Origin of the sequence: Pseudomonas sp. PvP028, assembly GCF_017832255.1 — a bacterium.
In the GTDB taxonomy this organism is placed as follows: Bacteria; Pseudomonadota; Gammaproteobacteria; order Pseudomonadales; family Pseudomonadaceae; genus Aquipseudomonas; species Aquipseudomonas syringae.
The window spans coordinates 333,486-347,411 of the sequence record NZ_JAFIBL010000001.1; the positions used below are offsets into that span (position 1 = coordinate 333,486).

7 protein-coding genes are annotated in these 13,926 nt (G+C 53.1%); 6 read left to right on the forward strand and 1 reads right to left on the reverse strand.

Translation table 11 applies throughout. From position 1 onward, the window contains the following. Nucleotides 1-4 precede the first annotated feature (4 nt). Complete coding sequence (locus JOE34_RS01560; protein ID WP_029572108.1) at nt 5-1,768, reverse strand: type I secretion system permease/ATPase; 1,764 nt, start codon at nt 1,766-1,768, stop codon at nt 5-7. A gap of 813 nt (nt 1,769-2,581) precedes the next feature. Between JOE34_RS01560 and JOE34_RS01565 the strand changes: the two genes are divergently transcribed. The 6 genes from JOE34_RS01565 to JOE34_RS01590 all read left to right on the forward strand — a co-directional run bounded on the left by JOE34_RS01565 (nt 2,582) and on the right by JOE34_RS01590 (nt 13,903). Then, complete coding sequence (locus tag JOE34_RS01565; protein ID WP_010424838.1) at nt 2,582-3,400, forward strand: hypothetical protein; 819 nt, start codon at nt 2,582-2,584, stop codon at nt 3,398-3,400. Between the two features lie 17 nt (nt 3,401-3,417). Continuing rightward, entirely contained in the window at nt 3,418-4,872 is a 1,455-nt protein-coding gene (locus tag JOE34_RS01570) for a DUF4214 domain-containing protein (RefSeq protein WP_003317138.1), read from the forward strand. 146 nt (nt 4,873-5,018) lie between these two features. Beyond that, nucleotides 5,019-7,466, forward strand: coding sequence for a glycosyltransferase family 2 protein (locus tag JOE34_RS01575; RefSeq protein WP_017277954.1), 2,448 nt, complete (start codon nt 5,019-5,021; stop codon nt 7,464-7,466). Beyond that, nucleotides 7,463-9,853, forward strand: coding sequence for a glycosyltransferase family 2 protein (locus JOE34_RS01580; RefSeq protein WP_209995026.1), 2,391 nt, complete (start codon nt 7,463-7,465; stop codon nt 9,851-9,853). The genes JOE34_RS01575 and JOE34_RS01580 overlap by 4 nt, the downstream gene beginning before the upstream one ends. Before the next feature lie 78 nt (nt 9,854-9,931). Continuing rightward, the gene (locus JOE34_RS01585; protein WP_209995046.1) at nt 9,932-12,967 is read left to right on the forward strand and encodes a rhamnan synthesis F family protein; all 3,036 of its coding nucleotides are present in this window, start codon (nt 9,932-9,934) and stop codon (nt 12,965-12,967) included. Next, on the forward strand, nt 12,968-13,903 hold the full coding sequence (locus JOE34_RS01590) for a class I SAM-dependent methyltransferase (protein ID WP_003345301.1): 936 nt from the start codon (nt 12,968-12,970) through the stop codon (nt 13,901-13,903). Nucleotides 13,904-13,926 lie beyond the last annotated feature (23 nt).

Genomic DNA, 13,926 nt, shown 5'->3' on the forward strand with positions numbered 1-13,926 from the left:
CCTTTCACGCGCCAGGTTGCGCAGGTTGCGCCGGTGCAACACCGGTGGCTGCCGGAGCCACCCGCTGCTGAGCCTGCTGCGCCTTCGCCTGTTGCTGTGCCAGCTCGGCAATGACCTGATCACGCGCGCCGTACAAAGTGATGGTGCCGGCGTTCATGACCATGACCCGGTCAAGCCGCGACAGAATATTGGGACGGTGAGAGACGATGAATACCGTGGCACCTGACTCCTTTATCAGTTGCAGCGCCACGCTCAGAGCGCGCTCGCCGACTTCATCGAGATTGGAGTTGGGTTCATCCAGCACAATCAACCGCGGGCTGCCGTAAATAGCCCTGGCCAGACCGATGCGTTGCCGCTGTCCACCAGACAGGTTGACGCCATCACTGCCAATCACGGTGTCGTAGCCGTCAGGCAACTGCAGGATCATTTCATGCACGCCCGCGGTGCGCGCCGCCAGAACGACTTTATCGGGGTCGACCTTGGCAAATCGAGCGATGTTATCGCTGATGCTGCCCTCGAACAGTTCGATGTCCTGTGGCAGATAGCCCAAGTGCGGGCCAAGCTTCTGTTTATCCCAGGCACTGATGTCGGCACCGTCCAGACGCACCGTACCGTGTTGTGCCGGCCAGATGCCCAACAGGGCTCTTACCAGGGTCGATTTGCCTGCTGCGCTCGGCCCGACAATACCCACAATGGTGCCAGCCGGCGTTACGAAACTGATGTTGCGAATAACCGGGTTCTTGCCACCCGGCGGTGTGACTACCAGGTTTTCGACCTGAATATGCCCTTCGGGATCAGGCAAAGCCATGCGATCCGGTTCGTTATGCAGCTTTTCAAGCGTCTCGTTCAGACGGTTGTACTGCACGCGGGCAGCAACAAAACCTTTCCAGGTATTGATTATCTGGTCAACGGGCGAAAGAGCGCGCCCCAACAAAAGCGAGCCGGCCATCATTAAGCCCGGATTGATCTGATGAGTAATCACCAGATAAGCCCCCAGCGCCAGCATGATTGATTGCGCCCAGTTTCTGAAGGTTCTTGAAATAGAGCTGATCGTCCCGCTTTTGTCACTGGCATCAGACTGCAGAACCAGGACCCTGCGCTGCCGCTTGCCCCAACGGGCCATCAAGGTGTCAAGCATGCCCATCGACTCGATAACTTCTGCATTGCGCAGGTTTTTGGTAGTCAGAAGGTTTGCAGTCAGGCTTTGCTGGTTAGCCTCGGTCAGTGCCTTGCCAGTAAAACGGTGGTTCAAGTAAGCCAATACCACCAGAACAATGGCAGAACCCACCGTCATCCAGCCAAACCAGGGGTGGAATATGAACATGACCGCGGTGTAAATCGGCAGCCAAGGTGCGTCAAAAAATGCGAACAGGCCATTGCCCGTGAGAAATTGACGCAGTGAAGTCAGGTCATTGAGTGATTGGGCCGACGCATCCATGCCGCCACTTCTCAACGCTTTCCTGAAACTGGCTTGGTAGACGTCGCGACTTAGCAAAACGTCGAGTTTGTTGCTGATACGGACCATGATTCTGGATCGGACCCACTCCAGCGAGCCCATGGTGATCATCAGAACAGTCATGATCAGGGTAAGCATGATCAGTGTTGGAGTGCTGCTACTGGGCACCACCCGCCCAGAGACCTGGATCATGTAAAGGGTGGGGACCAGCATCAAGGCGTTTACGAACAGACTGAAGAAACCGACTGAGATAAAGCTGCCTTTGCAAGCCTTAAGGGCTACCTGCAAATTATTTTCGTGTGAACGACTCATAGAATCCGTACTGATGAGAAATCGGTAAACGCGCGGCAGTGTAGCACCTGCTTTTGGCCCACCACAGCATCAAAGCACGATCAAAACACGCAAATATGAACGCGTGCAGGTGAATACTTTTTATGCATCCAAGGGGGAAACGGTGACGGAAGCTGAACTGCCGAGCATTCACGTAACGGCTTAAAGTTCAACTTTTTAAAAAGTGCAATATATGAAGGAGCGCAATAAAGAACAGGCAGCTTGAGCGGCAATGCCTCAAAAGCGTCGCTGAGTTACAGATGAACGGCATACAAACGCACCGACGCGGTGCGCCCTTTTTTTTGCTGAAACGATTAACGCACCTAAACAGCGCAGCCATAGAACTTCCACATTACATAGAACTTCGACATTACTCAGAATCGATCTTGATTGGCACCGCTGACGCGACAGGCCCCACTCACATTTGATCAACCAACTACGAAACATCTTGTATCAATCAAACACGCATAAGCAAAGACCAAAAAGATTTATAGCACTCTGCCACCCAAAGGCCTGAGAAGTACGTTCTAGAGGGAAATTGACCAATCGGAAAATTCCTACAGACCACGCCTAAAATCGAACTTATTAGAATTGACTTTTCCTACAAATGGACTAGTCTCGCAGTCTGGCCAACACAGCCATCGACCATACGTAGCAGTACCCGAGTAGTGTGTTACAGCCCTTTAATGGACTAACGGCATAGCCGCTCAGGATAAGAAGGAATCTTGTTGGGTGCAGTCTCCAGAACTTGATGGATTAAAGATCAGCTCTCGCGTGACGCTGCTCGAGCCAGGAATGTACATATTCCGTTATGCCTCGCAGCCACCCGCAGACAAGCCTGTGTGCATCGCACTGCAGCAAGCCCCACTGGGTAAAGGTTCTATTGATTTCTTTCCAGCCGAAGGTGTCAGCAAGAACATGCTGACCCGGTTGGGCGATACCATCGTTGCTCGCGTCAAGGGCGGCATCACCACGGTTCTGATCACCGAATACCATATGTTCGACGCAGTCATCGACCCTATCGACTTGCGCATCGACCGAATCGACACCTCCACCGCCATCATGCGCAATTTCACGATCGCTGCGACTGCCGAACCGAGCGCGGCAATCTCGTCGACTCTCACGCCCGTTGCGCTGAAGCTGGTCGCGCATCTGCAAGGCGAAGGTGATGTGATGTCTACGGAAGGCTGGACCGGTGAACCTGACGGCACCCGGCGCCTTGAAGGGTTTTCCATCCTGTGGGACGACAAGCCGGCAGGCGTGGACCTGGTTTACACCTCCACTGTCGCCGGCTCCGGCCCTAGCCCTAATGTCGCTACGGGAGCCTTCACCGGTACCCGTGGCAAGTCTTTGCCTCTGGTTTCAGCAGGTTTCAGCCTGGTCGGACCCGATCGGCATTTTTACGAATTGTCTGGCCACCTTGTCTTTCGCGGCGCTGCGCCGCAGGTCATTGTCGCCAACCAGATGATGTATGGCCCCACCGGCACAGAGCCCCTGGTGGCGTTACACATTTGCATCGCACCCGCTACGAAGATGAACGCTGCCCGCTATAAGTCTCCGTGGGAAAACTCTGCATTGACGCAGAAAATTAGCAGCACAGGCCAGATGGCTTGAAGTAACAGGAATTTCCCATGCAATATGATGCCCCGGTAACAGCAACCGAGTTCAGCTCGTTCTTGACCGCTACCAGCCTGACCGACAGCACCACTGCCGCAATCAGCACTCTGCTGGCTCTGGACAGCGCTTCCACCGTAAACCTGGCTAGCTGGGATGGTGTAAATGCTCTTGAGATTCCTACTGGCCAAACCGGTACTACCGACGTGATCACTGGCACCATCGCGGGTGCGCCTGGCGATCTGGTCTCCCTGAACGTGACTCCCGATGTGGCTGCTGCCAAAGCAATCATTCTGGACAGCCAGGCCAACCTGCACGTCAACATCACTCCAACCGTTGCTACCGACGCCGCTGCCGATGTTTCCTCGCAGGCTCGCATCGCTGTTTCGGCTGATGCTTCCGCTATCACTCAGTTCGTGCTGACCACTGGTACGGGCGATGACCTGATCATCGTCAGTGGCGATCAGAACAACTTCATCGACGCTGGTGCTGGCAACGACACCATCATCACTGGCAACGGTAACAACACTGTTATCGCTGGTGCTGGCAACAACAACGTGATCACTGGTAGCGGCAACGACACCATTGTTCTGAGTGGCACCAACCATGCAGACGTTGTCAACGCTGGCGCAGGCTACGACGTTGTACAGCTGGACGGTTCGGTTGCTGACTACACCTTCGCCGCTGGCAACAACTTCAACGTCAACCTGACCGGCGCGCAAACTGCAGCGATTACTGGCGCTGAGTTCCTGACCTTCGTAGGCACCGCTGGCACTGAAACGGTCGTATTGGCACAAAGCGAAGCTGAAGCTTCAGCCCTGCGTCTGTATGACGGGCTGCTCGGTCGCGATGCGGATCTGGGCGGCGCTCAGAACTTCGCTAACCAAGTCAATGCAGGAACTTCGCTGACCGATATAGCCAACGAGTTCTTGAATTCTGACGAGTTCGTCAACACCTCGACTTTGGCTCCTATCAACACGCTCTATAACGAGTTGCTGGGCCGTACTACTGGCGCAGATGGTGGTGGCTTGCAAACCTGGCAAACACTGTTGGCAAATGGCGGTACGCTTGGTGACGTAGCTGCAGGCATCGCTGGTTCTGCCGAAGCACAACGCTTTGACCAGTCAAACGCTGAGTTCGTCCAGGATCTTTACGCCGCCGCACTGGGTCGTAATGCTGATCAGGCTGGTCTGGATAACTGGGTGAATAACCTGTTCAACGGCTCTACTCGTGCAGACGTAGCCAAGGCGATCGTGAACTCCGATGAAGCTGCACTCAAGGCAGACAGCGATTTCATCGACAACCTGTACCTGACCGCCACCGGCCGTGCTTCTGATACTGCTGGCAAGGCAACCTTTACCGACATCCTGGCTAACGGCGGCACTCAAGCTGACGTCGCTATCGGCATCGTTGGTTCGGTAGAAGCAGTAGCACATAACGACAACGTTATCGTGCTGCACGGCGCGGTGTAACTAGCCCCGTCGTTGTAACAAATACGCCCGGCCGCAAGGCCGGATCGTATGCAAAAAGGGGCGACTTTCGGGTCGCCCCTCTTTTATTTTTAAAGTGAACACGCCAGCTTATGTCCAGACACCTCGACCGTGGGCGAGAAACGCTCATGGATATGTTTCATCGCCACCGCCAGGCCGATGAGCACGACCTTGCCACCGTGGCACTCGAGTGTGCGCTGCAGACCCCTGAATACCGTCCGGAAGCACTGGTCTGGAAAGGTATCGAGGCCCTGCCGCAAGACCCAAAGCTTGCCTTTATTTATTTGCTCAACGCCGCGCACGCGTTTCCTTTGCGTGCGGACATTCACGCCCTGCTCGGGCGCAGCATCATTGCCCAGGGTCAGCCGCTACTGGCCAACCGTTACATGAGTAATGCCTGGCAAAAGCTGCCTGCCGACGCTTCGCTACGCATGATGCTGTGGCAGGCACGCAGCCTGTCGGAAACACCCGAAGACTTGCGCCGCATTATTCTCGCGCACCTTCCTGATATTACCGCTGCCAACGAACTCGCTCTGGTACTCAAACTGCTGGCTGCGCAGACTGGATTGCCAGGCACGCTGGGCGTGGTCCGTTACCTGCCTGATGTGCAGGAGATCCACGGCTGGGCCATCGACGTGCACAACGTGCAGACGCCTGTGTCGTTGCAACTGGAAGCCAACGGTCACTTGATCAGCATGGTTGCCAGCGCCCCGCACCCGTTACTGACTGCGGCAGGATTGCCTGCGACTCACGGCGGTATTCGCATCAAGGTACCCAACGCCACCCCTGCCGTGCATGTGCGCTTCGATAACGGTACCGCGCTGCTGGGCAGCCCGCTGTCAGCAATGCCGACTTTCATTGCTCCGCCTGCGGCGTTGAAGGTTGGTGACAAGCAGCCGGTGGATGTACTCATCCCTGTTTACGACGGCCTGGAAGAAACCCTTGAGTGCATCAACAGTGCGCTGGAAGCGCGCAAACGCAATCGCACACCTCATCGTCTGGTGGTGATCGAAGACGCAACGCCGGTCCCCGCGCTGCGCAAAGCCCTCAAGGTTCTCGCGGGCAAAGGCAAAATTACTTTGGTGCAGAACCCCATCAACTTGGGCTTCATCCGCAGCATGAACCGGGCGATGGCTTTGAGCCCGAAGCAGGATGTGGTCTGGTTGAACGCCGACACCCGTGTGCAGGGTGACTGGCTGGACCGGCTGCGCACGACTGCCTATGCCGACGAAACCAGCGCCTCGGTCACCCCGTTCACCAACAACGGCGAGTTGATGAGTTTTCCTGAAAGCCGCTTCAGCCATCCGATGCCCAGCGCAGCAGAACAGGCCCGCCTGGACGATCTGGCGCGACTGACTGGCAGCCCGGCCATGGAGCTCGAAACCGGCTGCGGCTTTTGCCTGTACATCAAACGCAGCGCTCTGGACAGCGTGGGTTATCTGGATGAGGTCGAACTGTTGCGTGGCTACGGCGAGGAAACTGACTGGTGCCTGAGGGCACGCGGCCTGGGTTGGCGTCATGTGGGCGCGCCCAATGTGTTCGTTGCGCATCAGGGCGGGATTTCGTTCGGCGCCGAAAAGGCGCTGCGGGTGGCGCACAATAACGCCATCCTCAAGCGTCGCTACCCGGACGCGTCATCGCGCTATGAAAACTTCTGCCTGCGCGACCCCATCAGGCCCGCGCGTCAGGCTCTGCAACGCGCGCGCCTTGCGCAACTGCCCGAGCAGTTGTCGACACCGGCATTACGGCAGTTGCATATCGCCAACAGCACAGGATCGCAAGCGCCTTTAAGCCTCACGTGGCGGAACAAGGGGCAGCATGCGCAGGCAACGCTGCAGGCCAACGTGCTGCCGCTGGCGTTCAGCCTTGATTACGAACTGCCTGCCGACACCGAGCAACTGCTGCAAGACCTGCGCAACCTGCCATTGGACGAACTGATCTATCAGAACCTCGCCAATTGCCCTGAAGCGCTCTGCGCACTGGCCGAGCAACTGGATAGACCTTACCGAATCGTTTGCCGCGATGACGCGCTGCTCACGCCAGACAGCCGATTCGACTCGGCGGATTTCGCACGCAAGGCGCAGAGCATCGAGTTGCCGTGGCAGGCCCTGCGCGAGCGTTACGCCGCCGCTCTTCCACAGGCCGATATTCTGATCCGGTCAGCCCCTCAAGCGCTGCCGAACAACGATTCTGTGCCAACCACCCTGCTGATTGCCGACCACCTTTCAGACCCTGACATCGCCAAACAGTGGCTGGAACTGGGCAGACGCATCACACACGAAAACCAATCTCTGGTACTGCTCGTTGCAGAGGACGGCCCATGGGTCAATCCCCTGCTCGCCACTGGCGCAATTCATGCATTACCCATTGCGCAAGGCTTGAGCCAGGCCGACTGCATTCTGCTTGCCGGATGCACAGCCGCATTGAGCCTGGAGCGCAGCCCGGGTGCATGCTGGCGCGCTGCGGATCTTGCCGTCGAACTGGGTCTGCCGCTGTACGCGATGCCAGGGCCGCTCGCCCATGAAGCCGGAGCATTACCGATCAACACACTGCTTACTTTATTGAGTCGGACATGATCTCAGAACACCCACAGGTTAACTCCGACCCGACCGCTCAGCCCCCCGGCAATACACGATTCAATGGCGCTATCACCGGTTTGTATGGTGACGTGCTGCAAGGCTGGGCGCTCGATACCCTGCATGCGGATGAACGCCTGGTTGTCGAGGTCTACGTCGACGGCGCCTGCGTTTCACTGGTGCGGGCCGACCAGTTTCATCCCCGTGCCGGTGCGGATGATCCATTCCATGGCTTTGGTGTACAGCTACGCCAAGGCTGGCTGGATAATGCAAAGCACATTAGCGCCCGGGTGGCCAACAGTGACTGCTGGCTTGCGGGCGACCTGCAATTACCGACCACGCCCAGCGCAGAGCCGGCGCCCATCGCGTCTCAGGTCTGGCACAGCGGTGGCCTGCGGCTCGGCGGCTGGTCTTGGGACCCGGATGCTCCGCAGCGGCATGTGCAAATCACCGTGCGTGAAGGCAGTCGGGTACTGGGCCAGGCTACGTGCAATGTTCATCACCAGGCGCTGGTCTATCGCGCCACCAGCGATCACGGCTTCAGTTTTGATCTGCCCTGGGAACTGGCTGATGGTAAGCCACATACGCTGGACATCGAAAATGACCTCGGCCATACGCTTTCCGGCAGCCCGATAACCCTGTGCTGCTGGCACGACGGGCTGGAAGGTCTGCTCAAGCAGCATGAGCGCACGCCCACCGAGCAAAATCTGACATTGCTGACCCGGATTGCAGCGGACCAGGCAATGCGCCTGCCGAAAAGCGCAGGCTTTCATCATTACGCCGAGTGGTTTGAACGCTTCCGTCCTGCTGCGCCAAAAGACGATCACCCGCAGCAATGCAGGACCGGTGTGCTGTTGATCAGCGACGGCGACACCCAGCTCGAAGCCATCAGCCTCGCGAGCCTGAACGCCCAGCGAACAGCGCCTGATCAGTCAGTCAAAGCAGGCGCCGCTGACCTGCTGCCCGCACTCAAGCAGTTACTTGAAGCCGGCTGCGATGCAGTGGTCCCGCTGATGGCCGGCGATCATCTGGGAATGCACGCACTGGAACACCTGAGCACCCTGCTCGAAGATGGCTGCGCGTGGGGTTATGCAGATTGTGATCGCGATGGTACGCAAGGTGAGCGCAGCCTGCCGTGGTTGAAACCGGTATGGGACATCGACCTGTTTATGGGGGCCGATATCTTCACCCCCGGGGCGATCTTCAGTATTGCAATCATCGACAAGGCCCTGGCCCTGATAGCTACAACTGACGGCCAACAAACTCTCGATTGGCATCATCTGACCGCTGCTATCGCCCTTGCGACTGAGACCAGCCAGGCCGTCGTCGCGCATTTGCCGCACGTGCTTTATCACCGCAGCCATTTAGCAGCCGCCAGCCCGGAGCAAGCCGAACCTTCTGCGCCACGCCTGCAAGCGATTGCCTGGCTGAGCGAGAGCCTTGCATCAGGTGCCATCGTCACTCAGTTGCCGGAATTCCCGGCGCTGTTGCGTACGCAGTGGCTCTTGCCGGCCACCCTGCCCCGCGTCAGCCTGATCGTTCCAACCCGCGACCAACTCGGGTTGCTGCGCACCTGTATCGAAGGCCTGCTGACCGCGACTGATTATCCTGACCTGGAAATCATCGTTGTCGATAACCAGTCCAGCGACCCGCACACCCTGGTTTATCTGCAACAGTTGTCTGGGCGCGGTGTGAAGGTTCTGCCCTACCCTCACCCTTTCAATTATTCGGCCATCAACAATTACGCCGCCACCCACGCCTCCGGTGAACTGATCGGGCTGGTCAACAACGACATCGAAATCATAGCGGCCGACTGGTTAAAGGAAATGGTCAGCCAACTGCTGCGCCCGAACGTCGGCGCAGTGGGAGCCAAACTGCTGTGGCCCAACCGCATGGTGCAACACGGCGGCGTGGTGGTCGGTGTCAATGGACTGGCCGCGCACACTGGCAACCACTTGGAACAACGCGACCCCGGCTACCTGGGTATGAATCAGATCACCAGACGCCAAAGCGCAGTTACGGCGGCATGCCTGCTGCTGCGCAAATCGGTCTTCGATACGCTGCAAGGCCTGGATGAACAGGCTTTCCCGGTGGCCTTCAATGACGTGGATCTGTGCCTGCGTATTCGACAACAAGGCTTGAGCATCATATGGACGCCATTCGCCGAACTCATCCACGCCGAATCGGCCAGCCGCGGCAAAGACCTGACTCCGGAAAAGCGAGCCCGCGGCCAGCGCGAACAGCAAGGCTTTATCGAACGCTGGTCCCAATCGGGCCAAAGCGATCCGTACTATCACCCGGCGCTGAGTCTGGATTATTTGAGTGGGCCTTATGGGGGCTTGGCGATGCCGCCAAGACACAGGCAGTTGCGACGCGTAGGCACTTAGCTCAAGACATCAGTCAATACTTTTAGGCGTAGCCATCAGGTTGCGCCCCAGCTTGATTTAAATTATGAGAAAGATACTGTGACCAAACCTAAAACAAATAAACACAGCGCAAAAAAAAATGAAAGCCTTGATGAATCAGCGACCAGCTCAACGACGATTAAAATAGCTAGCGCCGAAAAAAACGATGTGGACATGGCCGCTTTAGAAAAGATAAGAAACTCAGATTTCTATGATGAAGCCTGGTACAGAAGCAACCACAGAGACTTAAAAAATCTTAACATAGATTTTGCATTACATTATTTTAACTACGGATGGCGGCAAGGAAAATCTCCTTCCTTTGGCTTTAGCGGAGATATGTACCTAGCGGCCTACCCTGATGTAAAAACAATAGATATGAATCCACTTCTTCACTATGAGACCTATGGAAAAAAAGAGAAGAGGTATGTAATCCCCTATGCTGTTGAAGCAATCTACAACTCAACGTATTTCGACGACGCCTATTATCAAAAAAACCACAATGGCAAAAGCACCTCCAGGCTTGCCTCTGCCTTAGATTACATTACCTGCAAAGATAATCTTCGCAATCCATCCGAGCACTTCGATGCTGATACTTACTTAGAGAGCTATCCCGACGTCAAAGAAGATGGCGTCATGCCGCTTTTGCACTTTGAACTCCACGGAAAGAAAGAGAACAGAACAGCCGGCCTGAGCAATCCGCTTGCAAAATTTTTGACATATGAAAACAATTCAAATATTTCCCACGCCACCAAACGCGTGTGTTTATTCGCGTGTTACATGGGTGACGGAGCAATACCTGACGAGACTATATTCTTGTTGGAAAAAGTAAGATCCGTGTGTGATGCGATCGTATTGATTGGGGATTGCGGCATCCAGCCCGATGAGTTCCGGAAGATAGAACACCTTGTATGTCACGCACATTTCGTGCGCCATCGCGAATACGACTTTGGATCTTACAAACGAGCTTTCGCGTACGCAGACGAAAATGGACTGCTTAAAAACGCTGATGAAATTCTCATATGCAATGACTCTGTCGTTGGTCCATGCGGAGACATTAATGACTTTTTCAAGTGCAGGGAGGAGGACGGCAATCCTGAGTTCTATGGAACAACCATTAACAATTTTGGCTTCCGTAATATCCAGTCGCATGGAAACTCATTGTATTCCCCTCACATACAGAGCTACTTTCTCTCTATAGCAAAAAGCGTTTTCAATGCCACGTTCTGGCGAGATTTTATCTACTCTGTAAAACATGAGGAGCACAAAACAGATATCATTATCAACTATGAAATGGGCATGTCCAAGCTATTAAGCTCACATGGCTACCCACCTCATTCAATGTACAAATCCATTGCGGGACTGAACCCTGCAGCCCGTGAATGCATGGACGTATTGAACACTGCATTATTTATCAAAAAAAGCATGCTGCCTGGTTTGTCGCCAGAAAGGGCAGGCATTGTGAATGGGATATTCAAATCCAAAAATTTTCCATTCCAGCTAAAAGATAACAAGATTGTTTCAAACGACAATCAGAATACTCACACTCCAATCATCAAAAGCAAAAAACTAAGAATTGTAGACTGCGCTACGTCCGGCAACATGGTTAGCCTGCTGACTGTATCCGAACACAGCTATGTAAACCTGGAACTCATAATATCAAACGATTCGGAGTTTACATCTACATCCGCTACGAGCCGTACAGAAGCAGGCAAAGATACTTACACTGGCCTTGCTGACAGCTACCTTACCCAGGGCCTTCACCTATTCATATTTGAATTCGATAAAAAGCACATTGAAAAAAATGCTGGATTGACATTCAGCGAGCGAGGCAAACCCGTAGACTTACAATACGTCTACGGAGATATCCCGTGCTACAACCTATTAAATCACAAAAATTCAGGGCTCTACCCGCGCATCGAAAAAAACACTTTACACCTGCAAAACAAAGAACAATCCATTATTTCAATAATGCTCTCAAACAACTACAGCCAGACTGACAAATCCCTGTACGCCTCGATCATTAACAACGAAATACAAGCCAAGTACAGCCTTTACTCAGAGCGAGCGTCACTGACAGGCGACAATGCCTATGAAGCGTTTAAATACGCGCTGAAGTCGGACGATTCTTGTTTTTATATTACAAGCAAGGAAGTGGTTGATCGTGAAAAGGATGAGCACATCAAAAAACACTTAGCCATTCTAGGTTCAGCCCAGCATAAGGAGCTCTTCTTGAATGCAAAATCTCTTTTCTGCTCCTTTGGCTTTCCCGGCATTATTTTTCCCGGACTCAAAGACATACATATCAGCGCGCTCAAATATAAACTCTACCTTATGTGGCACGGCGTTTCCGCTGGCGACAAAGACTCTTATGAAATAGCGTCCTACAACGGCAACCGCAATGATGGAATTTTCGCCTGCTCCACCTATGAAGAAAGAAACTTTAAGCTTCTTGGTCATGACACTATCTATCTCGGCGGATACCCCAGAATGGATAAGTGGTGCAATGACGCCCCGCTGGATGTTAACGCTGCGGTCATATTTTTCACCTGGCGGCGAAGTCTTTACGAAGCGACGCTTGCAGAGTTTTTGAGCTCTGATTATGTCACAACCATTGTAGAACTTGTAAAAGCGATCGCCAAGAGCCGTCCCAAGCTGGAGCTATACTATTTCATTCACAACTCTATTCCTGCTCAACACGTAGAGTGCCTGGCAGCTATTCTCAGAGCACACAGTAGCAACATTCGTTTTGTGAACAACAATGATACATCTACGTTCAACCACATTTTCAACACGTCACAATACCTCATTACTGATTACAGCTCCGTGGGCTACGATTTTGCCTACTACAAAAAAAGAGCACCTATATTTTTCATGCCACAGAAATTTATCAAAGGCCATTACGTACCTACCAGCCTTTTCGAGAAAATCATACCAGGGCCTAAATGCCTTGATATAAAATCAGTGATCAAGTCGCTTCGCCCAGAGCAGTACAAAAATCACAAATCGTCAACCAAAGCCTTTTTTCGTTTTATGGATTCCGAAAATTGCAAACGTGCCTTCGACGTCACACACCCAGAGTCTGAAAGCGCATCGTAAATGCAAAAGCTTCAGGAATACTTTTTAAATACAGAGGTCCTCATGAAAACCAGACACTCTTTAATGGACATCTACGCAGGGCATGAGGGCTATGTATCTGATAAATGGGATATCTATTTAAACACGTATGATCGTTTATTTAAAAACCTTGAAACCTCAGCGGTAAGCTTGCTCGAAATAGGTATTCAAAATGGAGGCTCACTTGAAATCTGGAGCAAATTATTCTCTCACTTCAAAATAATAGTGGGTTGCGACATAAACCCTGACTGTGCGCAACTTAACTACGAAAGTGAAAAAATAAAGCTTCTCATCGGCAACATAAATGATTCGAACATTCAACGACAGCTTGACGCGATATCAAATGAGTTTGACATCATCATTGACGACGGTTCGCACACCAGCAGCGACATAATAACTTCGTTCTTCCTGCTTTTTCCTAAACTGAATACCGGTGGAATTTATATTATTGAAGACCTCCACTGCAGCTACTGGCAATCATTTGAGGGTGGGCTGTTCAACAAAAGCTCGTCAATGAATTTTTTAAAATCACTGACAGACATCATTAACTATGAACATTGGGGAGTGCCCATAAATAAATCCCAGCTGTTAGCTGAGTTCAACATTCCGGCCGACGTGGACACCGAGGGTCTTCTATCGGAAATTCATTCTATTGAATTTATCAACTCCATGTGTATCGTTACTAAAAATCAACCTCAGAACAATGTTCTTGGTGTGCGCCATGTGGTCGGATCTCAAGAATTGGTTGCGAAAAACAAGTTCGCGAATGGTGGATTCTTGGTTCCAGAGCCTCAACAATCTCACGTTCAGAGCTCATCGAATTTTGAAAGTGAAAAAGACAAGAAAATCGCGACCTTGACCCTAGAAATATCGGAGCTCAAACGATTGCTTAACGAAGCCCAGCCCAAAAATGGCTAACTTTTTCAAGCAATGACACGTTT